Source organism: Pseudomonas citronellolis (assembly GCF_029335315.1).
GTDB classification, from domain to species: Bacteria; Pseudomonadota; Gammaproteobacteria; order Pseudomonadales; family Pseudomonadaceae; genus Pseudomonas; species Pseudomonas citronellolis_A.
Genome location: NZ_JARJLT010000118.1, coordinates 1 through 25,337 on the forward strand (window position 1 = coordinate 1; position 25,337 = coordinate 25,337).

At 69.0% G+C, this 25,337-nt stretch carries 17 protein-coding genes; 6 read left to right on the plus strand and 11 right to left on the minus strand.

Annotated features, from left to right (window positions below; all coding sequences use genetic code 11):
• The 3 genes from P3W75_RS10115 to P3W75_RS10125 all read left to right on the plus strand — a co-directional run.
• Positions 1-203 (plus strand): hypothetical protein (locus tag P3W75_RS10115; protein WP_276227245.1); only part of this gene is annotated, 203 nt, incomplete at its 5' end.
• Positions 167-1,750 (plus strand): methyl-accepting chemotaxis protein, encoded by a 1,584-nt coding sequence (locus P3W75_RS10120; protein WP_276227246.1) that lies wholly within the window; start codon positions 167-169, stop codon positions 1,748-1,750. The genes P3W75_RS10115 and P3W75_RS10120, both read left to right, overlap by 37 nt.
• A gap of 68 nt (positions 1,751-1,818) precedes the next feature.
• Positions 1,819-2,247, plus strand: coding sequence for a UPF0158 family protein (locus P3W75_RS10125; protein ID WP_276227247.1), 429 nt, complete (start codon positions 1,819-1,821; stop codon positions 2,245-2,247).
• Between the two features lie 237 nt (positions 2,248-2,484).
• Here the strand turns inward: P3W75_RS10125 and P3W75_RS10130 are convergent, their stop codons facing one another.
• The 3 genes from P3W75_RS10130 to mexA are packed head-to-tail and all read right to left on the minus strand — an operon-like array spanning position 2,485 to position 8,242.
• The gene (locus P3W75_RS10130) at positions 2,485-3,933 is read right to left on the minus strand and encodes an AdeC/AdeK/OprM family multidrug efflux complex outer membrane factor (RefSeq protein WP_276227248.1); all 1,449 of its coding nucleotides are present in this window, start codon (positions 3,931-3,933) and stop codon (positions 2,485-2,487) included.
• 1 nt (position 3,934) lies between these two features.
• The gene (locus tag P3W75_RS10135; protein ID WP_276227249.1) at positions 3,935-7,078 is read right to left on the minus strand and encodes an efflux RND transporter permease subunit; all 3,144 of its coding nucleotides are present in this window, start codon (positions 7,076-7,078) and stop codon (positions 3,935-3,937) included.
• 15 nt (positions 7,079-7,093) lie between these two features.
• Positions 7,094-8,242: a multidrug efflux RND transporter periplasmic adaptor subunit MexA gene (mexA, locus tag P3W75_RS10140; RefSeq protein ID WP_276227250.1), complete on the minus strand. Its 1,149-nt coding sequence runs from the start codon at positions 8,240-8,242 to the stop codon at positions 7,094-7,096.
• Between the two features lie 311 nt (positions 8,243-8,553).
• On the opposite strand from mexA, the gene P3W75_RS10145 reads away from it, so the two are divergent.
• Positions 8,554-8,958: a MarR family transcriptional regulator gene (locus P3W75_RS10145; protein ID WP_276227251.1), complete on the plus strand. Its 405-nt coding sequence runs from the start codon at positions 8,554-8,556 to the stop codon at positions 8,956-8,958.
• 42 nt (positions 8,959-9,000) lie between these two features.
• On the opposite strand, the gene P3W75_RS10150 is transcribed toward P3W75_RS10145, so the two are convergent.
• The 3 genes from P3W75_RS10150 to P3W75_RS10160 form a co-directional block, all read right to left on the minus strand.
• Positions 9,001-9,576, minus strand: coding sequence for a YceI family protein (locus tag P3W75_RS10150; protein ID WP_276227252.1), 576 nt, complete (start codon positions 9,574-9,576; stop codon positions 9,001-9,003).
• Between the two features lie 28 nt (positions 9,577-9,604).
• Positions 9,605-10,159: a cytochrome b gene (locus P3W75_RS10155; RefSeq protein WP_276227253.1), complete on the minus strand. Its 555-nt coding sequence runs from the start codon at positions 10,157-10,159 to the stop codon at positions 9,605-9,607.
• Positions 10,160-10,395: 236 nt separating this feature from the next.
• Entirely contained in the window at positions 10,396-11,886 is a 1,491-nt protein-coding gene (locus P3W75_RS10160; RefSeq protein ID WP_276227254.1) for a flavin monoamine oxidase family protein, read from the minus strand.
• 153 nt (positions 11,887-12,039) lie between these two features.
• Here P3W75_RS10160 and P3W75_RS10165 point away from each other — a divergent pair, with 153 nt between their 5' ends.
• Positions 12,040-13,443, plus strand: a complete 1,404-nt coding sequence (locus P3W75_RS10165) for an adenosylmethionine--8-amino-7-oxononanoate transaminase (RefSeq protein ID WP_276227255.1) — start codon at positions 12,040-12,042, stop codon at positions 13,441-13,443.
• Positions 13,444-13,520: 77 nt separating this feature from the next.
• Positions 13,521-14,240, plus strand: a complete 720-nt coding sequence (locus P3W75_RS10170; protein ID WP_276227256.1) for a 16S rRNA (uracil(1498)-N(3))-methyltransferase — start codon at positions 13,521-13,523, stop codon at positions 14,238-14,240.
• Positions 14,241-14,437: 197 nt separating this feature from the next.
• Here the strand turns inward: P3W75_RS10170 and P3W75_RS10175 are convergent, their stop codons facing one another.
• The 5 genes from P3W75_RS10175 to P3W75_RS10195 form a co-directional block, all read right to left on the minus strand.
• Positions 14,438-15,049, minus strand: coding sequence for a LysE family translocator (locus P3W75_RS10175; protein ID WP_276227257.1), 612 nt, complete (start codon positions 15,047-15,049; stop codon positions 14,438-14,440).
• 79 nt (positions 15,050-15,128) lie between these two features.
• A complete protein-coding gene (locus tag P3W75_RS10180) occupies positions 15,129-15,920 on the minus strand; it encodes an AraC family transcriptional regulator (protein WP_276227258.1) in 792 nt (263 codons plus the stop codon).
• 7 nt (positions 15,921-15,927) lie between these two features.
• Positions 15,928-16,443 carry a chemotaxis protein CheW gene (locus P3W75_RS10185; RefSeq protein WP_276227259.1) on the minus strand — a complete coding sequence of 172 codons (516 nt, stop codon included), beginning with the start codon at positions 16,441-16,443 and terminating at the stop codon, positions 15,928-15,930.
• Entirely contained in the window at positions 16,440-17,477 is a 1,038-nt protein-coding gene (locus P3W75_RS10190; protein ID WP_276227260.1) for a chemotaxis protein CheB, read from the minus strand. Before P3W75_RS10190 ends, P3W75_RS10185 begins: the two co-directional genes overlap by 4 nt.
• Positions 17,470-25,332: an Hpt domain-containing protein gene (locus tag P3W75_RS10195; protein ID WP_276227261.1), complete on the minus strand. Its 7,863-nt coding sequence runs from the start codon at positions 25,330-25,332 to the stop codon at positions 17,470-17,472. Before P3W75_RS10195 ends, P3W75_RS10190 begins: the two co-directional genes overlap by 8 nt.
• Positions 25,333-25,337: the final 5 nt, after the last annotated feature.

Below are 25,337 nucleotides of genomic sequence, written 5' to 3' on the forward strand. Positions count from 1 at the left end.
CCGCGCCCGGCATTGAAGTTCCGCGCCCGATCGCCGATAAGCAGGGACGCACGCAGATGCGTCCAGAGAAAACTCCTCGCCTGCTTCACCACAAGATCGACCCAACGTTCGCCATTTTCGGCTCCGGGGCCCGCTTCCGGGGCTTTGTCTGCCTGGAGTATTCGACATGTACGATTGGCTCGTCCTTCAGCTCGGCCGCATGAATGTCAGCCTGAAGCTGGCCGTGGGCTTCGGCATCTGCCTGTTGCTGACCCTGCTGGTGCTGCTCGGCGGCATCGACGGCCTGGATGACCAGAGCGTCCACAGCGAGCGCCTGACCCACATCGGCCAGCTCGACGGCGGCGCCCACCAGGCCGAGCTGGCGCGCCTGCGCTACCAGCTCGAAGGCAGCGCGGAACAGGCCCAGCGCCTGCGCTCGCAACTGAACGACCTGCAAAGCGGCAGCGAGCGCCTGGCCCGCGACGGCCTCGCCGGGCCGCGCCTGGACGACCTGCGCCAGGCGCTGTCCGCCTACGCCCAGGGCGCCGACGAGCTGCTGCGCGCCGACGCCCAGCAGCGCGGGCAGGCCAACGCCGGCCTCGACGGCCTCGACGGCCGCGCCGAAGCGCTGTTCCGCGCCAGCGCCGCGCTGATGGACGAGGGCCTGCGCCAGCGCGACGCCGCCGCCAGCCAGGCCAAGTGGCACCAGGCTTACATCGCCCTGTTCGCGTTGTTCTTCGGCGCCCTCTCGGTGTGGGCCATCAACCGCCAGATCGTGCGCCCGCTGCATGAATCGCTGACCCTGGCCGAGCGCATCGCCGAGGGCGACCTGTCACGCGGCCTGAACGGCGACCTGCACCTGCAACGCCGCGACGAACTCGGCCAGCTGCAACGCACCATGCTGCGCATGCGCGACAGCCTGGGCGAGCTGATCGGCCACATCGGCGGCAGCGTCGGCCAGTTGGCCACCGCCGCCGACGAGCTGTCCGCGGTCACCGAACAGACCCGCGCCGGGGTCGACAGCCAGCGCCTGGAAACCGAACAGGTGGCCAGCGCCATCGAGGAAATGGCCGCCACCGTGCAGGAAGTCGCGCGCAACGCCGAACAGGCTTCCGGGGCCGCGCGCCAGGCCGACAACCAGGCCCGCGAAGGCGAGCAGGTGGTGGGCCAGGCCATGGTCCAGATCGATCACCTGGCCGCCGAGGTGGAGCGCTCCACCCAGGCCATGGGGCGCCTGCGTGGCGACAGCGAGAAGATCGGCAGCGTGCTCGACGTGATCAAGTCGGTGGCCGAGCAGACCAACCTGCTGGCGCTCAACGCCGCCATCGAGGCCGCCCGCGCCGGCGAGGCCGGGCGCGGTTTCGCGGTGGTGGCCGACGAGGTGCGCGCGCTGGCCCAGCGCACCCAGCAGTCCACCGCCGAGATCGAGGCGCTGATCGCCGCCCTGCAGAAGGGCGCCGAAGACGCCGCCCGCTGCATGGACGACAGCCGCGAGCTGACCGGCAACTCCGTGGAACTGACCCGCCGCGCGGGCGAGGCCCTGGCCGGCATCGCCCGTACGGTGGCGCAGATCCAGGACATGAACCTGCAGATCGCCTCGGCCGCCGAGCAGCAGAGCAGCGTCGCCGCCGAGATCAGCCGCAGCGTCGGCCAGGTCCGCGACATCGCCGAGCAATCGGCCGCCGCCAGCGAACAGACCGCCGCCTCGAGCAACGAGCTGGCGCGCCTGGGCGGCGACCTGCAAGGCCAGGTCGGGCGCTTCCGCCTGTAACAGGAATGCAGCGGACAGGAAGGCCGCGCATGGGCTAGGCTGGGGCTCTCGAACCAGGGAGAACGACCATGCGCCCGATGACCATCGACCTCGACGAACTCGCCTTCGCCCTCGACACCAGCGACATCGAGCACTACCTGGACCTGGGCAGCGGCCAGGTGGTGCCGCTGCTGACCGACTACCCAGACCCGGACCTGCTGCTCCTGCTGGAACAGGACCCGGAGCGCCTGCTGCCGATCGAGCCGCTGAGCAGCCGCGAATCCCTGGAACTGATGCGCGACTACCTGCGCGAGGTCGGCGAGCCCCACGCCTACGCCGCCCTGGCCTCGGCGCTGGAAGGCCGCAAGCCCTTCAAGGCCTTCCGCCACGTGCTCATGGGCTACCCCGAGCTGCTCCAGGCCTGGTACCTCTACCAGGGCGAACGCCTGCGCGAATGCGCCCTGGACTGGCTGGCCGACCACGACATCCGCCCGGCGGGACAAAGCACCGCGCTATAAGCCACAGCGTTCCCGTAGGGCGCATAACGCCTATGGCGTTATCCGCCGTTGTACCCGGGCATCGATGTTCCGGCCGGCGGCGGATAACCGCGAACGGTTATTCGCCCTACGCTCCGGGGCGTGAGGCACTGGGGCCCCGCGTTCGCGGGGATGACGTACCGGGAACACCAGCGCCTTCGGCTCGTCCCGCACAAAAAAACGCCGCCCCGAAGGGCGGCGTTTTCGTTGGTCGAGGCCTCAGCCCTTGGGCTGCGGCTTCGACTGTTGCTGCGCGGTGCTTTCCTGCCAGCCACCGCCGAGCGCCTTGTACAGGTTCACCTCGCTGGTGAGCTGGTTCAGGCGGTCGGTGATCAACTGCTGCTGGGCGCTGAACAGCGAGCGCTGGGCGTCGAGCAGGGTCAGGTAGTTGTCCACGCCGGTGCGGTAGCGCTTGTCGGCCAGGCGGTAGTACTCGTCGCTGGCCTTGACCAGGGCGCGCTGGGCGGTCAGCTGGTCGCTGTAGGTCCCGCGCGCGGCCAGGCCGTCGGCGACTTCCGAGAAGGCCGTCTGGATGGCTTTCTCGTACTGCGCCACCTGGATGTTCTTCTGCACCTTGGCCAGGTCCAGGCTGGCCTTCAGGCTGCCGGCGTTGAAGATCGGCAGGCTGATGGACGGCTTGAACAGCCAGGTACCCGAACCGCCGTCGAACAGGCCGGACAGGTCCGGGCTCAGGCTGCCCGCGTTGGCGGTCAGGCTGATGCTCGGGAAGAAGGCCGCGCGCGCCGCGCCGATGCTGGCGTTGGCCGCCTTGAGCTGGTGCTCGGCCTCGAGGATGTCCGGGCGCCGCTGCAGCAGGTCGGACGGCAGCCCCGCCGGCACTTCGGCGAGCATCTGCTGTTCCAGGCCCAGGCCTTGCGGCAGGTCGGCCGGCAGGCCGCTGCCGAGCAGCAGGGTCAGGGCGTTCTGGTCCTGCGCCACCAGGCGGGTGTACTGCGCCAGAGTCGCCCGCGCGCTTTCCACCGAGGTCTGCGCCTGGCGCAGGTCGAGGGCCGAGGCCACGCCGACCTCGTTGCTGCGCTTGGTCAGGTCGTAGGTCTTCTGGTAGGTCGCCAGGGTGTCGCGGGTCAGCTGCAGTTGGGCCTGGTCGGCGCGCAGCGTCAGGTAGGCGTTGGCGACGTTGGCCACCAGCGCGGTCTGGGTGCTGCGGCGCGCTTCCTCGGTCGCCAGGTACTGTTCCAGGGCCTGGTCGCGCAGGCTGCGCAGACGGCCGAAGAGGTCGACTTCCCAGGCGGTGACGCCCAGGGTCGCGCCGTACTGGCTGCTGATCATCGAGTCGCCGGTGGTCGACACCCGCGACGGCAGGCGTTGGCGCGAGCCGGCGAAGTCGGCGCTGACCGCCGGGAACAGCTCGGCGCGCTGGATGCGGTACTGCGCCTGGTAGGCCTCGACGTTCAACGCGGCGACGCGCAGGTCACGGTTGTTGTCCAGGGCCACTTCGACCAGGCGCCGCAGTTGCGGGTCGCTGAAGAAGTTCTGCCAGTCGAGGTCGGCGGCGGCAGCGCCGCCGGCGCCCTGGGCGCCGGTGTAGGCCGGGCCCTGGGGGTAGGCCTGGGCTACCGGCGCCTCGGGGCGCTGGTAGTCCGGGATCAGCGAGCAGCCGGACAGTGCGGCTGCCGCCAGGGCCAGGGAGAGTAAGGACTTTCTCATATCAATGCCCCTTCTCGGCGGCCGCCTGTTCCTTGGACGTCTTGTCCTTGAACAGGGTGCTGACCACCACATAGAACAACGGCACCCAGAAGATCGCCAGCACGGTCGCGGTGACCATGCCGCCAATCACGCCGGTACCGATGGCGTGCTGGCTGCCGGAACCGGCGCCGGTGGAAATCGCCAGGGGCACCACGCCGAGGATGAATGCCAGCGAGGTCATGACGATCGGGCGCAGACGCAGGCGGCAGGCTTCGATGGCCGCCTCGACGATGGGCTTGCCCTCGCGCTCGTGGAGTTCCTTGGCGAACTCCACGATCAGGATGGCGTTCTTCGCCGACAGGCCGATGGTGGTCAGCAGGCCGACCTTGAAGAACACGTCGTTGGACAGGCCGCGCATGGAGGTCGCCAACAGCGCACCGATGATCCCCAGGGGCACCACCAGCATCACCGAGAACGGGATCGACCAGCTCTCGTACAGCGCCGCCAGGCAGAGGAACACCACGATCGCCGAAAGCGCGAACAGCGCGGTGGTCTGCGAGCCGGCCAGGCGTTCCTCGTAGGACAGGCCGGTCCAGGAGTAGCCGACGCCCTTGGGCAGCTGCTTGACGATCTCCTCGACCGCCGCCATGGCCTCACCGGTACTGCGGCCCGGGGCCGGCTCACCGAGGATTTCCATGGCCGGCACACCGTTGTAGCGCGCGAGCTTGGGCGAACCGTAGCTCCACTTGCCGGTGGCGAAGGCGGTGAAGGGCACCATCTCGCCGCTGCTGTTGCGCACGTACCACTTGGCCAGGTCTTCCGGGCTCATCCGTGCGTTGGGCTGGCCCTGGGCGTAGACCTTCTTCACCCGGCCGCGGTCGATGAAGTCGTTGATGTACTTCGAACCCCAGGCGATGGAGATGGTGCTGTTGATGTCCGCCAGGGACACGCCGAGCGCGCTGGCCTTCTCGTCGTCGATCAGCAGCTGGTACTGCGGCTCGTCGTTCAGGCCGTTGGGACGCACGCGTTGCAGCACGGGGCTCTGCGCGGCGAGCTGGAGGAACTTGTTGCGCGCCTGCACCAGGACTTCGTGGCCGACGCCGGCCTGGTCCTGCAGGAAGATGTCGAAGCCCACGGCGTTACCCAGCTCCAGCACCGACGGCGGCACGAAGGCGAACACCATCGCGTCCTTGAAGCTGAAGAAGTGCTGCTGGGCGCGCTGGGCCACGGCGAACACGCTGTTCTCCGAGCCCGGGCGCTCGTCCCAGGGTTTCATCATGATGAACGCCATGCCCGAGCTCTGGCCGCGACCGGCGAAGTTGAAGCCGGTGACGGTGAAGATCGAGTTGACCGCCTGGCCTTCCTTGTCCAGCAGGTATTCGCGCATCTGGTCGACCACCCGCTGGGTGCGCTCGGCGGAAGAACCGGCCGGCGTCTGCACCTGGGCGAAGAGCACGCCCTGGTCCTCGTCGGGAAGGAACGAGGTGGGGATGCGGGTGAACAGCCAGGCCATGCCGATCACGATCACCAGGTACACCAGCAGGTAGGGCGCGCGGTGCTTGAGGATCGAGGTCACGCCACGCTCGTAGCCGTGGGTGGTGTCCTGGAGCTTGCGGTTGAACCAGCCGAAGAAACCACGCTTGTGCTCGCCGTGGTCGCCCTTGGCGACGGGCTTGAGCATGGTGGCGCAGAGTGCCGGGGTGAGGATCAGCGCCACCAGCACCGACAGGGCCATGGCCGAGACGATGGTGATGGAGAACTGCCGGTAGATCACCCCGGTGGAGCCGCCGAAGAAGGCCATCGGCAGGAACACCGCCGAGAGCACCATGGCGATGCCCACCAGCGCGCCCTGGATCTGCCCCATGGACTTGCGCGCCGCCTCCTTGGGCGGCAGGCCCTCGTCGGCCATCACCCGCTCGACGTTCTCCACCACCACGATGGCGTCGTCCACCAGCAAGCCGATGGCCAGCACCATGCCGAACATGGTCAGGGTGTTGATCGAGAAGCCGAACGCCGCCAGCACGCCGAAGGTACCCAGCAGCACCACCGGGACGGCGATGGTCGGGATCAGGGTGGCGCGGAAGTTCTGCAGGAACAGGTACATCACCAGGAACACGAGGAGGATCGCCTCGCCCAGGGTCTTGACCACTTCATGGATGGAAGCGGAAACCACCGGGGTGGTGTCGTACGGATAGACCACCTTCATGCCCTGCGGCATGAAGGTCTGCAGGCGGCCGATGGTCTCGCGGATCGCCTTGGCGGTGTCCAGCGCGTTGGCGCCGGTGGCCAGCTTGATGGCGATACCCGAGGCCGGCTTGCCGTTGAACTGCGCGTTGATGCTGTAGTCCTGGCCACCCAGGGAAACATCGGCGACATCCTTCAGGCGCACCTGGGAGCCGTCGGTGTTGACCTTCAGCAGGATCTGGTCGAACTGCTCGGCGCTCTGCAGGCGGGTCTTGCCGATGATGGTGGCGTTGAGCTGCTGACCCTTGACCGCGGGCAGGCCGCCCAGCTGGCCGGAGGATATCTGCACGTTCTGCGCCTGCACGGCGGTGACCACGTCGTTCGGCGTCAGCTGGAAGCTGTTGAGCTTGGCCGGGTCCAGCCAGATGCGCATGGCGTACTGCGAACCGAACACCTGGAAGTCGCCGACACCGGCGGTCCGCGACAGCGGGTCCTGGATGTTCGAGACGATGTAGTTCGACAGGTCTTCCTTGGTCAGGCTGCCGTCTTCGGAGACGATGCCCACGACCATCAGGAAGTTCTTCACCGCCTTGGTCACACGGATACCCTGCTGCTGCACTTCCTGCGGCAGCAGCGGCGTGGCCAGCTGCAGCTTGTTCTGGACCTGGACCTGGGCGATGTCCGGGCTGGTGCCCTGGTCGAAGGTCACGGTGATGGTCATGCTGCCGTCGGAGTTGCTCTCCGAGGAGATGTAGCGCAGATGGTCGAGACCGTTCATCTGCTGCTCGATCACCTGTACCACGGTGTCCTGCACGGTTTCGGCGGAAGCGCCCGGGTAGCTGACCTGGATGGCGACCGCCGGCGGGGCGATGGCCGGGTACTGGTTCACCGGCAGGTTGAGGATCGACAACCCGCCGGCCAGCATGATCACCAGGGCGATAACCCAGGCGAAGATCGGCCGGTCAATGAAAAACTTCGACATTGCGAAACCCCTTGGTTAACCCTGGCTGCCCGAGTCGGCGGGCTTGTCGGCGCCGGCCGCGGGAGCGACGTTCTTCGCCGGCACGGCCTTGGCCTTGACGCCGGGCTGGACGAACTGCAGGCCTTCGGTGATCAGGCGATCGCCGGGCTTCAGGCCGTCGGTGACCAGCCAGTAGGCGCCAACGGTGCGGTCGGTCTTGATGTTGCGCAGCTCGACCTTGTCGTCGGCGCTCAGCACCAGGGCGGTGGGCAGGCCGCGCAGGTCGCGGGTGACGCCCTGTTGTGGCGCGAGGATGGCCTTGTCGCGAACGCCTTCCTGCAGCACCGCGTGGACGAACATGCCCGGCAGCAGCTCATGCTTGGGGTTGGGGAAGATCGCGCGGACGGTCACCGAGCCGGTGCCCTGGTCGACCGACACCTCGGAGAACTCCAGCTTGCCTTCCACCGGGTAGGCCGAACCATCCTCGAGGAACAGCTTGACCTTGGCGGCGTTGTCGCCGGCCTTCTGCAGGTTGCCGGCAGCCAGCTCGCGGCGCAGGCGCAGCATCGCGGTGGACGGCTGGGTGACGTCGACGTAGATCGGGTCCAGCTGCTGCACGGTGGCCATGGCGGTGCTCTGGCCGTTGCTGACCAGGGCGCCCTCGGTGACGGCGGAACGGCCGATGCGTCCGGAGATGGGCGACAGCACCTTGGTATAGCGCAGGTTGATCTGCGCCTGGTCGACGCTGGCCTTGGCCTGCAGCGCGGCGGCCTGGGCGTCGGCGTACTGCTGCTTGCTCACCGCCTCGTCGGCGACCAGCAGCTTGTAGCGCTCGGCCTGCTGCTGGGTGGACATCAGGTTGGCCTTGGCGCTCTGCAGGGTAGCGTCGTAGGTGGCCGGGTCGATCTGGTAGAGCTGCTGGCCTTCCTTGACGTCGCTGCCTTCCTTGAACAGGCGCTTGAGGATGATGCCGTTGACCTGCGGGCGTACTTCGGCCACCCGGAACGCCGTGGTGCGACCGGGCAGCTCGGTGCTCAGCGGCACTGTCTGGGCCTGCAGGGTCACCACCCCGACCTCGGGGATCTGCGCCTGCTGCGGGGCCTCGCTCTTGCCGCAGCCGGCAAGGGTCGCCATGGCGACGAGCAGGGCCGGGACCAGAGCGCGCTTGGCTGGCGTTCGTTGCATATCGTTGTCCTCGTAAGCGAAAGCGACCGGCACCACGGCAGGCAGCCGGGCCGGAAAGGCTGGCAAAATACTTACATTCAGGTTTGTTTGTAAATGTCCGAAAGCCTGGCCGGAAAACCACTGAAACGATTTAGCCATTGGGCCTGCGTTCCGCGTGCGACTTCCCGTTGGGCGTGAGCGGCTTTTCTTATAAAGTTGATAGCATCAACTAAAATAAGGAAAATGCCCAGGCCGATCAATCGGCTTTACATTCCGTTTACCCCTTCAAGGCCATGAGCGAACCCGTGAATCCCGACCTGCCAGAGCACCTGATGGCACTTTTCGAGCATCTGCGCAGCCAACTGCAGATGGGTCTGCTCGCCCAAGGCATCGACCTCGCGCCGCCGGACATCCGCCTGCTGGAGCTGATCGGCGAGGCCGAGGGCCTGAACCTGCAGGACGTCGGTCGGCAGATGTGCCGCGACAAGGCGTTGATCACCCGCAAGGTCCGCGAGATGGAGAGCCGCGGCCTGGTCCGGCGCGAGCGCAATCCGGGTGACCAGCGCAGCTTCCAGCTGTTCCTCACCGACGCCGGCAAGGGCGTCCACGCCCAGGCCCAGACGATTCTGGCGTGCACCCATGACAAGCTGTTTGCGCCGCTCGACGCCGAGGAACAACAGATCATGGCCCATCTGCTGCGACGCTGCCTGGAAGCCCAGGAACAGCTGCCGCAGTAACGAAAACGCCGGCTTGCGCCGGCGTTTCGCTGTGGCTGCGTCTTACTGACGCACCCCCTCCACAGACAGCGTCAACTCGACTTCCTGGGAAGCCGGGCCGAGGTCGCGCTGGATGTTGAAGTCCTTCAGCTTGAGCGTGGTGGTGCCGAGGAAGCCGGCGCGGTAACCGCCCCAGGGGTCGTCGCCCTGACCGATCAGCTCGGCCTTGATGGTGACCGGCTTGGTCACGCCGTTCAGGGTCAGGTTGCCGGTGATCTCGGCGTTCTTGCCCTCGGCCTTCACGCCGGTGGACTCGAAGGTGGCGCTCGGGTTCTTGCCGACGTTGAGGAAGTCCGGGCTGCGCAGGTGCTTGTCACGCTCGGCGTGGTTGGTGTTCACGCTGTTGGTGTTGATGGTCACCTTGACCTTGTCGGCGGCCGGGTTCTTCTCGTCGAAGGTGAAGGCGCCGTCGAAATCGTCGAAACGGCCGTACAGCCAGCTGTAGCCCAGGTGCTTGATGCGGAACTCGATGAAGGCGTGCTGGCCTTCCTTGTCGATCTTGTAGTCCGCGGCCATGGCCTGGCCGGCGCCGAACAGTGCGGTGCCCAGGGCCAGGGCGGCGAAGGTCTTCTTCAGCATGGTGATCTCCGTATGGTGTTTGGTGGGGTCAGTCCGTGGAACGGCCGAGCATGCGCGTCAGGGTCGCATCACGGTCGAGGAAGTGGTGCTTGAACGCCGCCAGGGCGTGCAGCACGGCGAACACCACCAGGCCCCAGGCGAGGTACAGGTGGATGGCGCCGGCCGTGTCGGCCTGTTCGGGCAGCCCGCTGAGGGTCGGCGGTACGTTGAACCAGCCGAACACGCTGATGGGTTTGCCCTCGGCGGTGGAAATCAGGTAGCCGGCGATGATCACCGCGAACAGCAGCAGGTACAGGGCCAGGTGCCCGAGCTTGCTGGCCTTTTTCACCAGCGCGCTGTGGTTGGCCGGAGCCGGCGGCGACGGGCTGAGGAAGCGCCAGGCGACGCGGGCGAGCAGCGCGATGGCCAGCAGGATGCCGATGCTCTTGTGGATTTCCGGGGCGCGGTGGTACCAGGTGTCGTAGTAGTCCAGGGTGCGCATCCACAGGCCCAGGCCGAACAGGCCGAAGACCACCAGGGCGCTGCCCCAGTGCAGGAAGATGCTGACCAGTCCGTAGCGGGAGGGCGAGTTACGCCATTGCATCGAGAGGTTTCCTGAAAAAGCCGAGCGGTTAGCCTAGCGGCAAATCCATCGAGTAAAAGTGGAAATTTCTGCTTTGAAACATCGATTCACAAGATAGCTTCGCTGGCTAATGACCATTCCAGAGCCTCCGCGGGGGCTCTTGCGCATAACACCCCGCCACCTGCTTCTATTCGACGCACAAAGAAAAAGGGGCGCCTCGCGGCGCCCCTTCGGTGTTCCAGGCGGCGTTGCGCGCCTCAGAACATATCGGTGAGCCAGGACATGGCGCCCTTCTTCTTGCCACCCTCGGCCGCGGCCGGCGCGGCGGCCGCCGCCTCGGCGGGCTTGGCCGGGGTGTCGACGACGATGCTCTTGCCGGCCGCCAGGTCGCGCAGCTGGGCGGCGGCGCGCTTGCCGCTGCGCAGGGCGCCCTCGATGGTGCCCGGATAGAGCGCGTCGGTGTGTTCGCCGGCGAAGGCCACGCGCGGCAGCGGCTGTTCCCAGGCGCGCCAGAAGCGGCTGATCTGCCCCGGGCCGTAGGCCAGGTAGGAACCGCCGGTGCTAGCGTCGGTGCTGTAGCGGCGCATCTCGTAGCCGGAGTAGGCGCCACGCATCTTCGGATAGAACTTGTTCATGCGGATCAGCACCTGGTCGACCATCTGCCGGTCGCCGAAGGCCTGCAGCACGCGGGCGTTGTCGCCGGACAGGTTGATCAGCACGTTGGCGCCGCCCTTGAGCGCGGGCTCGACCCAGATCATGCCCAGGCCCTGGTCGCTGTAGATCTCGCCGGACAGGCGCGACTTGTCGTCCCACACCGGGCGCTTGAACTTCAGCAGAATCTGGTCGCGCCAGCCGTAGTTGGTGTTTTTCAGCGCTTCCTGCTGCCTGGCGTTCAGGCCGGGGGTCAGCTGGATCTGGCCGAGGGCGCGCAGCGGCACCGCGAGCACCGCGTAGTCGGCGCTGTAGCCGGTGGCGCCAGCCTTGACGGTGACGCCGTCCTTGTCCTGGACGATGGCACTGACGCGGGCGTTGGTCTTGATGGTCTTCAACTGCTTGACGAAGGCCTCGGCCAGTACCGGGCTGCCGCCGGGCAGGCGCGCGGCGCGCAGGTCGCGGTCATCGACGTTGCGGTAGACCCGGCCCTGCTGGGCGAGGTACAGCAGCGACAGGCGCGACGGCTCGTCGTAGTGCGAGCGGATGCGCTGGTTGACCAGCAGGCGCGCGGTCGGCGACAGGTTCAGCTTGTCCAGCCAGCGCGCGACGTTGAGCTGGTCGAGGGCGAACAGGGTCTTGTTGGCCAGCGGGTTGAGCGGGTCGTCGATGGAGGCGGAGAGGTCGTTCAGCGACTTCTCGAAGCGCTCGAGGTCGGCGGCCACGGTCGGCATCTTCTGCTTCAGGTCGGCGGAGGAGTAGTAGACGCCGTCGATCAGATAGCTGGGGGTGCGCACGAATTCCGGCGCCGGCACCGACTTCACCTTGAGGGTGTCGAGGTAGCCGTTGAGGGTCGGCTGGGCCTTGGCGTTGCCCAGCCATTCGCTGGTGGCAAGCCCCGAGCGCCCGCCGATCTGCGGCTTGGCTTCGAGCAGGGTCACCTGCCAGCCGGCCTGCTGCAGTTCATAGGCGGCGCTGAGGCCCGCCAGGCCGCCGCCGACCACGATGGCCGTCGGTTGTTTGTCCTTGCCCAGCGCGATCGCGCTGAACGCCGCCAGCGCCAGCAACGACGCCGTGCGCAGCCATCCCATTTTCATCGTGCATCCCCCAACATGGTGCGAAGGCGCGCAGCATACGACAGCGCCCCATGGCCGGCCAGATGCCGGGCTCTGCCGTGTGTCGCGGCGCGCGCCTTGTCCGTCCACTTCCCATTGCATAGGCTTGCCCGACGTATCGAGAGGAGACCCGCCATGGGCCTGAACGCCGAGTGGATGCAGCGCGACCTGGAAGTGCTCTGGCACCCCTGCACCCAGATGAAAGACCACGAACGCCTGCCGGTCATCCCGATCCGCCGCGGCAAGGGCGTGTGGCTGGAGGATTTCGAGGGCAAGCGCTACCTGGACGCGGTCAGCTCCTGGTGGGTCAACGTGTTCGGCCACGCCAACCCGCGCATCAACCAGCGCATCAAGGACCAGGTGGACCAGCTGGAGCACGTGATCCTCGCCGGCTTCACCCACCAGCCGGTAGTCGAGCTGTCCGAGCGCCTGGTGCGCCTGACGCCCGAGGGCCTGACCCGGGTGTTCTACGCGGACAACGGCTCCTCGGGCATCGAGGTGGCGCTGAAGATGAGCTACCACTACTGGCAGAACAACGGCCAGCCGGCCAAGCAGCGCTTCGTCACCCTGACCAACAGCTACCACGGCGAGACGGTGGCGGCCATGTCGGTCGGCGACGTGGCGCTGTTCACCGAGACCTACAAGTCGCTGCTGCTCGACACCCTCAAGGTGCCCAGCCCGGACTGCTACCTGCGCGCCGAGGGCGAGTCCTGGGAAGCCCACTCGCGGGCCATGTTCGAGCACATGGAGCGCACCCTGGAGCAGCACCACCACGAAGTCGCGGCGGTGATCGTCGAGCCGCTGATCCAGGGCGCCGGCGGCATGCGCATGTACCACCCGGTGTACCTCAAGCTGCTGCGCGAGGCCTGCGACCGCTACGGCGTGCACCTGATCCACGACGAGATCGCCGTCGGCTTCGGCCGCACCGGCAGCATGTTCGCCTGCGAGCAGGCCGGCATCACCCCGGACTTCCTGGTGCTGTCCAAGGCGCTGACCGGCGGCTACCTGCCGATGGCCGCGGTACTGACCACCGACAAGGTCTACCAGGCGTTCTACGACGACTACGCGACCCTGCGCGCCTTCCTCCACTCACACACCTACACCGGCAACCCGCTGGCCTGCACCGCGGCCCTGGCGACCCTGGACATCTTCGAGCAGGACAACGTCATCGAGGCCAACAAGGCCCTGGCCGCGCGCATGGCCTCAGCCACCGCACACCTGGCCGGGCACCCGCACGTCGCCGAGATCCGCCAGACCGGCATGGCCCTGGCCATCGAGATGGTCCAGGACAAGACCAGCCGCGCGCCCTTCCCGTGGCAGGAGCGCCGTGGCCTGAAGGTCTACCAGCACGCCCTGGAACGTGGCGCGATGCTGCGCCCGCTGGGCAACGTGGTGTACTTCCTGCCGCCCTACGTGATCACCCCGGAGGAAATCGATTTCCTCGCCGAGGTGGCCAGCGAAGGCATCGACATCGCCACCCGCGACAGTGTCAGCGTGGCGGTCAGCCAGCGCTTCCCCGACCATCGCGATCCGGGCTGAGGCGCGCCGGCGGCTACAAGCGCCAGGCTGAAAGCTTTAAGCTTGGCGCTTTCCACTCGCCGCCTGCAGCCGCCCCTATGCGCCTTTCCCGCTTCTTCATCGACGCCCCCCTGTCCCTCGGCCAGCACGACCTGCCCGAGGCCCAGGCCCACTACATCGGCCGCGTGCTGCGGCACGCCGCCGGCGACCCGGTGCAGCTGTTCGACGGCTCCGGCCAGGAGTTCCTCGGCGAACTCGTCGAGGTGGGCAAGAAGAGCGTCCGCGTCGAGCTGCGCGAGAGCTTCGCCGGCCTCGCCGAGTCGCCCCTGCGCATCCACCTGGGCCAGGGCCTGTCGCGCGGCGAACGGATGGACTGGGCGATCCAGAAGGCCACCGAACTGGGCGCCACGGAAATCACCCCGATCGTCAGCGAGCGCTGCGAAGTGCGCCTGAAAGACGAGCGCGCCGACAAGCGCACCGCGCACTGGCGGCAGATCGCGATCAGCGCCTGCGAGCAGTGCGGCCGCTCGGTGCTGCCGCAGATCAACGCGCCCCTGACCCTGGCCGAGTGGCTGCAGGCCAGCGACGCCGAGCTGAAGCTGGTGCTGCACCCGGTGGCCGACCCCCTGGCCAGCCACGCCCGCCCGGCCAGCCTGGCGTTCCTCATCGGCCCGGAAGGCGGCCTCAGCGACGCCGAAGTCGAGCAGGCCAAGGCCGCCGGCTTCCACGCGGCGCGCCTGGGGCCACGGGTGCTGCGCACCGAGACGGCGCCGGTGGTGGCGTTGAGCGTGGCGCAGCAGCTGTGGGGCGATTTCTGAGGCAGCCCGGCTATCGCGGACAACCTCCGCTCCTGCGGCCGTGCCTCCCTGTTGGCCGGAGCGCCGGCGATGGCGGATAACGCCGTAGGCGTTATGCGCCCTACGGGCAGGCGCACGAGTTCCCCTAGGGCGCATAACCTATTCGCCGTCGGCCGGTACGCCGGCGCCCATCGGGCAGACGCGCGCGGCGTGCACCCTCAGAGCCCGCGCAGGGCCAGGCCGGCCAGGCCGAGCAGGAGCAGGCCGCAGCCGGCGTAGCTGACCCGGTGCCAGAACAGCGAGGTGTTGCGCCGCAGCCAGTCCACCAGCGCCGCGCAGACGAAGCACCAGATCAGCGACGAGAGCATGAAACCGGCGAAGAACACCAGCGACTGCGCCTGGCTCGGCGCCCCTTCGACGATGCCGGCCAGGGCACTGCCGAGCGCCCCCCAATAGACCACGTTCTTCGGGTTCGACAGGGAGATGGCCGCCCCCGAGGCGAAGGCGTTGCCGGCGCTGGTGGCCGCTTCCAGATTGTCCAGCGGCGGCTTCCACGCATCGCGCAGGCCCTGCACGCCGAGCCAGGCCAGGTACGCGGCGCAGGCGATGGTCAGCGGCACGCGCACCTCCTCGTGGGCCAGCAGCAAGGCCAGGCCGGTGAGCCCGGCCAGGGCCCAGACCGCGTCACCGATCAGCGAGCCGAACTGCACCAGCAGCGCCGGGCGGAAGCCGCCGGTGAGGCCGCGCCGCAACGTCTCGCTGAACACCGCCCCGGGCGAGACATTGAACGCGAAGCCGAACAGCAGGGCGGCGAGGAAGATGGTGAGCACGGCGAAACTCCAACAAGGGACCTGGCGCCCATTGTCGACGCGGCGCCGGGAAAAAACTTGAACCGGATTGCGCGGGCGTTCAGCCGCGCAGGGCCCGCTGGTAGCGCCCCGGACTGATGCCGTAGGCGTTGCTGAAGTAGCGTGTCAGGTGGCTCTGGTCGGCGAAGCCCAGGGCGTGAGCCACCTCCCCCACCGGCCGGCCGGCGCGCAACAGCGCCAGGGCGCGCCGGGTGCGCAGCTGCATCGCCCATTGCCTGGGACTCAGGCCGGTGTGCTGCTTGAAGGCGCGCAGCAGATGGAATTTCGACACCTGCACCTGGGCGGCCATGGCGTCGAGGCCGAGCGGCTCGGCGAGGTTCGCCGCGAGCAGCTCCTGCAACCGGTCCACCGGCCGCCGCCCCAGTGCCGTCGCCGCCGGCGGGCGGGTGCCGGCGTGGCGCGCCAGCTCCGCCAGCAGCAGGGTCAGGCGCTCCTCGCCGCGTTCGCGCAGGAAAACGTCGCCGCTCAGCGCCAGCTCCACCGCCGCGGCCAGCTCCCCGGCCAGCGCCGGCTGTTGCAGCAAGGGCCGCTCGAAGGCCACGCGGGCCAGGCCGAGGCTCTCGGCCAGCGCCGCCTCCGGCAGGTACAGGCTGACGAAGCGCCAGGGCTCGCCGTCGGCGGCGCCGCCACCCTGGATCTGCCCCGGGTTGTAGAGGGTGATGTCACCGGCGCCGGCGGCGAAGGTGCGGCCGTCCAGCCAGACCTGCTCGGCGCCGCGCAGGTTGGCGCTGATGACGAATTCGTCGTGGCTGTGCTTGTCGAAGCGGTGCCCGCTCAGGGCCGCGCTGGCGACCTCGACGCCGTCGCCCAGCCAGCCGTGGCGCAGAGCCATGGCCGGCTCAGATCAGCCCGGCGTCGGCGAGCTTCTGCTCCAGCGCCAGCAGGTCGGGGATGCGCACCAGTTCGCCGGCGATGTTCACCGCGTCCAGCTCCAGCGGCGCCAGTTCGGCGTCGGCGCGGGCCAGCTCGGGGCCGACCTTCGCCGAACGCGGGATGCCCTGGGCGAGCAGGGCGAGGAATTTCACGTGGGGCCGGCCGCCGAGGGCGTTCAGCACTATCACCCGGGCGCCCGCGCCAATCTGGGCGGCGCCGCCGGAAGCGGCCTCGAAGGACAGCAGCGGCAGGCGCAGGTCGCGCCAGGCCACCTGGCCCAGGTACCAGGCCGGCAGGCCCGGCTGTACCTGGGGCGCGCGATAGGCAATCAGCTCGGCCACGGCGACGTTGGGCAACAGCAGGGTGCGATCGGCCAGCGGCACCAGCAGCCCGGTGAGGCTGGCCGGGCTGTCGTCCTTGGCCGGGAGGTTGGCCGAGCCCGCGCTCACGCCGGACTCCTGTGGCAGGGAAAGGTCACTCATGACTCCACTCCAGTGGCCGCACACTGCGCGGCCAGGTAGTCGACCAAAGCCGCGGCGAGCTCCCGCGGGTCGGCAGAGAAGGTGCTGTAGCCGCCTTCGCGGAGGCTGTCGGGCATGCTCGAACAGGCGCAGCTGTCGGCGCGCTGGGTCCAGATCTCGGCGCCCTGGCGACGCACGTAGGCTGCGGCGGCGCTGCCGTCGCTGCACATGCCGCTGAAGACTATCACTCCGCAGCAGCTACCGAACTGCTGGGCGAGGTTGAGCATCAGCTGGTCGATGGACGGGCTGTAGGGTTCCGGCCAGGGCCGCTCGCCCAGGCGCAACCGGCCGTCCTCGGCGAAACCCAGCTCCTGGCGCACCGGCGCCACCATCACTTCGCCGCAGCGCAGCCAGTCGTCGCCGCGCGCCGGGGTGACCCGCCACTGGCTGTGACGACCGACGGCCTGGGGCAGGTTCTGCTCGAAGGCCGCGTCAATGTGCTGGGCGTACACGAAGGCCAGCGGCAGGCCGCCGGGCAGCGCGTCGAGGAACGCCTTGACCGCCTCCGGGCCGCCCAGCGAGGCGGCCAGCAGCCAGACCTGGCGCGCCGGCTCGCCAACCTGCAGCGGCGAGGCCGCCAGGCCTTCCGGCAGGCTCAGGCGGGTTGGGCGCTGGGCCTCGGCCAGCAGCGCTTCCAGGCTCTTGCCGACGCTGGCGCTGGAATCACCGACCAGGCGGCGCAGCTTGCCCACCAGGCGCCGTTCCCAGCGTGGATAGTGTTCGGACAGGCGCTCCGGGGCGTGGCCCTCGCCGAACAGCACGGGCACATCGGACTGCTCCAGCAGGTTGTCCAGCAGCGGCGAGTCTTCCTGCTGGGCCAGGTCCACCAGCCACAGGTCGGGCGCGCAGGCGGCCAGCTGTGCTTCGTCCAGGCGCCCCGGGTCGGCGTTGAGCACCACCTGGTAGCCATGCCCGGACAGCGCCTGCTGCAGCACATGGCGCTGCAGCGAGGTGTCGGCGATTACCGCGATCCTTGCACCGGCCGATTCAGACATGGGCTTTCACCAGATCGTGGATGCTGTCGAGCAGTTCGGACTCCTGGTACGGCTTGCCCAGGTACTGGTTGACGCCGATGGCCAGGGCGCGCTCGCGGTGCTTCTCGCCGGTCCGCGAGGTGATCATGATGATCGGCAGGTCCTTCAGGCGCTCGTCGTGGCGCACCAGGGTGGCCACTTCGAAGCCGTCCATGCGCGGCATCTCGATGTCCAGCAGCATGATGTCGGGCTTGTGTTCCTGCAGCTGGGCGATGGCGTCGACCCCGTCCTTGGCGGTCAGCACGTTCATGCCGTTGCGTTCCAGCAGGCGGCTGGTGACCTTGCGCACGGTGACCGAGTCGTCCACCACCATGACCAGGGTCGGGCGCTGCTGCTCGCCGTCCGCCTGTGGCGCGCTGGGCAGCGCGCGACGCGGCTGGGTGTGCAGCGCCAGGCTGGCCAGGCGCGCGCGGATGGTCGCCAGCAGGTCGAGGATCACCACCACGCGACCGTCGCCAAGGATGGTCGCGCCGGAAATCCCGCTGACCCCGGAGAACTGCGCGCCGAGGCTCTTCACCACGATCTCGCGGGAGCCGGCCAGCGCGTCCACCTGCACCGCCACCGCGTGTTCGGCGGAGCGCACGAGGATCACCGGCAACGGCAGCGACTGCCCGACCAGCTTGGGTTGCTGGCCGTTGTTCAGCAGGTCGCCGAGGTATTTCAGCTCGTAGTCCTGCCCGGCGTATTCGAAGTGCGGCGCGCGGCCGTCCTTGCCGCCCTCCTCGTAGAGCGCTTCGAGCTCGTAGGGGGAGACGCGGACGATGCCTTCGATGGTGTTCAGCGGCACCGCGTACAGGTCTTCGCCGGAGAGCACCATGAGCGCGCGGTTCACCGACACGGTGAACGGCAGGCGGATGCTGAAGCGGGTGCCCTGCCCCGGATCGGAATGGATGCTCATGGAGCCGCCGAGCTGCTTGACCTCGGCGTTGACCACGTCGAGGCCGACGCCGCGCCCGGAAATCTGCGTGAGCTTCTCTGCGGTACTGAAACCGGCCTCGAGGATGAACTGCAGCACCTCGTGATCCGACAGGTCGGCGTCGGCCGCCATCAGGCCGCGTTCGATGGCCTTGCGGCGCACCGCGTCGAGGCGGATACCGCCCCCGTCGTCGGCCAGGGTCAGGAGGATATCGCCGCCCTCGCGACCGAGGTTCAGGCGGATGCTGCCGACTTCCGGCTTGCCGCTGCCGCGGCGCGCCTCGGCGGATTCGATGCCGTGGTCGACGGCGTTGCGCAGCATGTGCTCCAGGGGCGCGACTATGCGTTCGAGCACGGTGCGGTCCATTTCCCCTTCGGCGTTGCCGACGATGAACTCGACCTGCTTGCCGAGCTCGCCGGCGACCTGCCGGACGATGCGCCGCAGGCGCGGCACCAGGCGGTCGAAGGGCACCATGCGGGTGCGCATCAGGCCTTCCTGGAGCTCGGTGTTGACCCGCGCCTGCTGCAGCAGCAGGGTCTCGGCGTCACGGTTCTTGGCCGCCAGGGTTTCCTTCAGGTCGAAGAGGTCGGAGGCCGATTCGAAGAGTGCGCGGGACAGCTGCTGCAGTTGCGAGTAGCGGTCCATCTCCAGCGGGTCGAAGTCTTCGTAGCCGGCGCGCTCGGCGTCGGCCTGGTGGCGCGAGAGGATCTGCGCCTGGGTTTCGGTATCGAGGCGACGCAACTGGTCGCGCACCCGCTCGATGGTGGCGTCCATTTCCGACAGGGTCGAGCCGACGTCGCTCACCTGCTGTTCGACCCGGCCACGGAAGATCGAGGTTTCCCCCGCCAGGTTGACCAGGTTCTCCAGCAGCGGCGCTGGCACTTTCACCAGCTCCTGCGGCGCGCGGCGCGCGGCGGCCTGCTGTGCGGCCTCCTGGGCGCGGCGGACGAACGGCAGGACCTTGGGCGCCTCGGTGCGCGGCGCCTCGGCGACCGCCATGATGGCGCCGGCGGCCAGCAACGGCGCGGTGGGCGCCGGCAGGTCAGGTTCGGGCTCGATCTCCGGCAACGGCAGCGCGACGACTTCAACGGCCTCGACGGCCGCGGCGGCATCCGCCTCACCGAGTTGCTGGCGCAGCTTGTCGACTTCGTTCTGCAGGGCGTCGAAGCCCGACTGCACGTCCAGCAGCAGGCTGTCGGGCCAGGGCGCGCCCTGGCGCTGGGCGTCGGTCAGGTGTTCCTCGAGGTCGTGGGACAGGTCGCCCAGGGCGTTCTGCCCGGCCAGCCGCGCGCCGCCCTTGAGGGTGTGGAGAATGCGCAGCAGCTCGTCGAGGGCACCGTGGTCGCCATCGGCGTCCCAGCGGCCCAGGGCGTGCTCCATGTTCTCCAGGAGGTCGTCGGCTTCTTCGAGGAAGATGTCGATGATGTCCGCCGCCGCCTCGTCGCCGGGCAGCAGGCCGAGCGGCTGCAGGCTGACGCTGGTCGGCACGCTGAGCTGCTCGTCGGGGTTCGCGCGGAAGTCGCGGATCGCCGCGATCAGCGCCTCGCCTTCGGGCACGGCGCGACGCGCCTGCACGGCGTCGAGCATCTCGGCCAGGCGGTCATGGCAGCGCTGGAGCAGCGTGAAGAGTCCGTCGCTGGCGCGCAGGCGCCCGCCGCAGAGGCCTTCGTAGAGGTATTCCAGTTCGTGGGCGAGGTCGCCGATGGGGCGAATCTCGGCCATCCGCGCGCCGCCCTTGAGGGTGTGCAGGTCGCGCTGCAGGGCTTCCAGCTCGACGCTGTTGTCGGGGTTACCCATCCAGCGCTGCAACGCGCCAGCGGCGCTTTCGAGGATGTCGAAGCCTTCCTCGAGGAAGATGTCCACCAGTTCCTGGTCGTGCACTTCCAGCGGTTCGAAGCTGTGCTCCTGCACCGGCTGCAGGTCGGCATCGCCCTCGACCTCCGCCTCATGGAGGAAGGTGGCGAGGTCGATTTCCTCCAGCGGCATGGCCGGCGCTTCGACCGGCTCGGCTTCGGCCTGGAGCGCCTGCTCGGGCTCGGCCGGAGGCTCGGTTTCAGGCTCGACGGGCTGCTCGGGCTCAGGCTCGGCCTCAAGTTCCGCCACCGGCTGGCACTCCGCCTCGGGCTCGACGGCGACCGGAGCTTCGGCTTCGGCTTCGGCTTCGGCTTCGGCTTCGGCTTCGGCTTCGGCTTCGGCTTCGGCTTCGGCTTCGGCTTCGGCTTCAGGCTGGGGCGCGACGGGAGGGACGGCCAACTCCGCCGCGGGATTCTGCCGGAACGCGCGGATGCGCTGGATCAACGCTTCGGGGTCGCTCAGCGCTTGCCCGGCCTGCAGTTGCTCCAGCTGGACCGCCAGGCAGTCGTGGCAGGCGTGCAGCAGCGTGGCCAGGCCGGGGCTGGCCTGGAAGCGACGGTCCAGCAGGCCTTCGTAGAGCGATTCGAGCTCGTGGGAGAGGTCGCCGATCTCACGGATCTCGGCCATCCGCGCACCACCCTTGAGGGTGTGCAGGTCACGTTGCAGGGTCGACAGCGGCGCCGGCGCGTCCGGGGCCTGGGCCCACTGGTTGAGGGCCTGGCCGGCGCTGTCGAGAATATCCACCGCTTCTTCGAGGAAGATCGCCACCATTTCCTCGTCGAGCACCTGGGCCGGCGCGACGGCCAGCGGCTCGACGGTTTCGCCGGGCGACCCGAGCGGCTCCGCGCCGGCCGGCAACTGCAGCTCCTCGGGGAGGTCTTCCGGAGCCGTCGGACGGTTGAGTAGCAACTCCTCGTCTTCCAGCGGGAAATCGTCGGCGGTAAGGCTTTCGAGGTCGATGAAGGCTTCCTCGACCGCCATTTCCGGCTCGGCCTCTTGCGCCGGCGGCGGCGCGTCAAGCAGGCGACGCAAGGCGTCGATCTGCTGCGGACAGGCGCTGACCTGCAGGGCCGCGGCCACCTGGTCCATCTGCCCGATCAGCGCTTCGTGAGCCTCTTCGGCGGCGCTGAAGAAGGCCTCGCCAACGCTGAGCCGGCCGTCCTGCACGGCGCCGTAGACCGCCAGCAGCGCCTCGCACAGCTCGGCCATCTGCGGCAGTTCGGCCTGCTGCGCGCCACGCGCCAGGGTCGTCAGTTCGTCATGCAGGGCGCCCAGTTCCTGGCGTTCCTGCGGGTGCTGGCGCCAGCGGCCGAGCAGGTCCTCGGCGTCCAGCAGGATGTCCATGCCCTCGCTGAGGAATACCCCGAGCATCTGCGGATCGCCGCCTTCGCCGGTGTCGCCGCGGCGCTTGGCCTCGGCGGCTTCCAGGCGCTCCTGGTGAACCTGGGCGATGCGCGCCAGCAGCGCCTCGCTGCCGGCGATCGGTGCCAGCGGCTGGTCGCCTACGAGCTGGCCGAGGCCGACGCGCAGCAGTTGTCCGGCTTCGCCGAGCAGTTCCGCTTCGCGCAGGTCCACCTGCAGCAGGTTGGTCTTGAATTCCTTCACCAGCCGCTCCAGCGGCGTGGCGATCTCGGCGATCGGCAGGATGCCGGCCATGTGCGCGCTGCCCTTGAGCGTATGCAGGGCGCGCTGCAGGTCGTCGGTGACCGGCTGCGGCAGTTCGCGGCCGCAATCGGCGAGGAAGCGGTCGAGGGTTTCCAGGTGCGCCTCGGCCTCGTTGCGGAAGATTTCCAGCAACTGCGGGTCGAGGCTTTCGTCCAGCTGCGCCGCCTCGGCGCTTGCGCCCGGTTGCGCCATGCCGGCGTTTTCCTCGGCCGAGGCCGGTTCCACGCTGATCGGCGTCTCGGCCTTCTCGCCTTCGGGCGGCGGCACCGGCTCGCCCTTGGCCAGGGCGTGGGCGGTGGCGGCCAGCAGGTCGACGTCGTCGCGCTGGCGCTGGGCGCTGGCGGCGAACTCCTCGACCAGCGCCGGCATCAGCGCCACCACGTCGTTCACCACTTGCAGGACCGGGGCAGTGCTCGAGATGCTGCGGTCAAGCACGCGGTTGAGCAGGTTCTCGATGGACCAGGCCAGCTCACCGATGACCAGCGCGCGAACCATGCGCCCGCTGCCCTTGAGGGTGTGGAAGGCGCGGCGGATCTCGGTCAGCGCCTCGCGGTCGTCGGCCTCGGCCTGCCAGCGCGGCAGGTATTCATTGATGGTTTCCAGGACTTCGCCGGCCTCCTCGATGAAGACCTCGCGCAGTTCTTCGTCGATCGGCTCTTCGTCGGCCGGCGGCGGCAGCAGGCTGGGCGGCACCTCGCGGGCCGGCGGGTTGATCGCCTGGGTCGGCGCGGCCATCACCTCGGCCAGCGACAGCGGCCGCGGCTCGCTTTCGACGGGCAGCGCCTCCACGGGAGCGCTCGGCAGCTGCACTTCCGGCAAGTCGAGGGCGGCCATGTCCAGCGCTTCCCAGGCCTGGTCGGCGGGGCTCGGCCCTTCGCCGCTCAGGGACTCGTCGAGCGCTTCCAGGGTGTCGGCGGCGCCCAGGTCGTCAAGGACCGGCAGCTCTTCCAGCAGGGACGCGTCGAGTTCCAGCGGGGCGAGCCCGGCCGGGTCGGTGGGCGCGTCCTCGGCGAAGGGTTCCAGGCTCCATTCGCCCAGGCCGGCCACCGGCTCGGCCGGAGCGTCGGCGGAAAGGTCGAGGTCCCAGGTCAGGTCACCGCCGGCGGGTTCCTGCGGGGCCTGCGCGGCCTGGGCTTCCAGCGCCGGCAGGTCGTCCAGGGTCCAGCCGGAGCTCAGCGACACCTCCGCCGGGGCCGCGGGCGGGGTTTCGTCGAGGGTCCACTCGGTCGTTTCCAGCGGGGTCGCTTCGAACTCCAGCGGCTCGTCCGGGGGCGTCAGGCTGTCCAGTGTCCAGGAGTCGCCCAGGGAGTCGGCCAAGGGCTCGCCGAAGGGGGCGGCTTCGAGGGTCTCCAGTGGCGCGTCCAGGCTCAGGTCGACGCCCGGCTCGTCCAGCGTCAGCGGCTGCGCTTCGGCCAGGGTCCAGTTGTCGTCGGAAACCAGCAGCGGCTCTTCCGCCGCGGCCGCTTCCAGGCTGATCTCGCCGGCCTCCGGCAGCTCCCAGGCCAGTTCGTCGGCCCCGGCCGCCTCGGTGGTGGCCGGGTGTTCGTCGACCAGGTCCGCCAGCGGCGCTTCCAGGCCCTGTTCAAGGGCCGCATTGGCGGCGCCTTCGGCCGCCAGGCCATCGAACTCGGCGAACGGATCGAGCGGCTCGGGCTCGGGCTCGGGCTCGGGCTCGGCGTCGAGGATCGAGGGACGCGGCTTCACCGAGTAGCCCAGTTGTTCCAGGCTCTCCTCGGCGACGTCGAGGATCAGTTCGCCGGAGCTACCCTGGTCCTCCGACAGGCGTTCGAGGTAGTACTCGACGCCGGTGATGGCGTCGGCCAGGGTGTCCAGGCTGTGCCAGTCCGGCACCGCCTTGCGCACCAGCAGTTGTTCCTGGATGTAGCGGTTGCAGGCGTCGAGCAGGCGCGCGGCGCGGCCCTGGTCGATCATGGCGAGGCCGCCACGCACCTGGGTCAGCAGCTCCGGCACTCGCGCCAGGTGCTCGTGGTTCCACTGCGAGGCGATGAATTCGATGATCGCGTCCTTGGCCAGCTCCAGGCCATTGCGCGACTCCTTGATGACCACCTGGTGGATCTGCGCCACGTCGGTAGTCGGCAGGCGGCTTTCCTCGTCGCCCGCTTCCTCGCTGGGGCCGGCCATGCCGGCCAGGGTGGCCTCGACATAGAGCAGGGCGCCGGCGACGTCCATCAGGGTGGCGTCGCTCGGTTCGCGACGGCCGTCGGCCAGGGCGCCGACCACGTCCAACTGATCGAGCACGACCTTGCGCGGCTGGCCGAAGCCCAGCACTGCCAGGGTGTCGGCGATCTGCTTGAGCGGCGCCACCAGCGCCTGCAGCTCGGCCGCCGCCGAACGGTCGCTGCGCACGAACAGGTCGAGGCTGTCCTTGACCCGAACCAGTTCCTCGCACAGGGCACCGACCACCGAACGCATGGCGTCGCGGTCCGGCCCGGCCAGGCGGGCACGCTCCTCGTCGACCACCGAGGCGCCGGGCAACGCTTCGTCGAGGCGGTACTCGTCCTTGACCTCGCGCACCTTGGGCGACTGGTCGGAAGCCTTGGCCACGTAGAACAGCAGGTGCTTCACCAACTCGTCCGGGGCGGCCTGGTTCATGCCGTCGACGCCCTGCTCGACCAGGCGCTTGAGCTCGCGGTCGACCTGGCGCAGCAGGTTGCGCACGCTGGTGCCGCTGGCGATGCTGCCGTTGGCCAGGCCTTCGACGGTGGCCGAGGCGATGGTCCACAGGCGGCCCAGCGGGGCCTCCTTGCACAGGGTTTCCAGGCGCGCGAAGACCCGCGCCATGTAGCCCAAGTTGGTCGCCAGGTCCTGGTTGCGGATCACCCCGACCAGCGCCACCTGGAGCATCTGCCGCAGCTTGCGCAGCAGAGCCGGCAGCTCGGCGGTGCGCAGACGCGCCAGAGCGTCGTGGGGCAGCAGCGGCTTGCCGTGGGACAGGTCGGGGGCGAACAGGCTGGTTTCGCTCAGCAGCTTCTCGCCGCGCGCGGCGCGCAGGTCGTTGAGCAGCGGCAGCACGACCATCGGCAGGTCGCGGCGGGCGCTCTGGATGCGGTCCAGGTACACCGGCAGCTGCAGGATGGCCTGCATCAGCACTTCCAGGGCCTCGCCCTGGCTCGGCACGGTCTGGTCGATCAGCGCCTGGGTGAGCTGTTCCATTTCCTCCGCGAGCAGGGCGGCGCCATAGAACTCCACCATCTGCAGGGTGCCCCGCACCTGGTGGATGTGGGCCAGGCAGAAGCCCATGCGTGTCGGGTCCTGGGGGTTCTCGACGAACGCCTCCAGGGCCTGCCGCGCCTGCTTGAGGGTCTCGGCGATCTCGCCTTTCACCCATTCCAGGGCGACATAATCGTGCCGATCACCCATAGCCA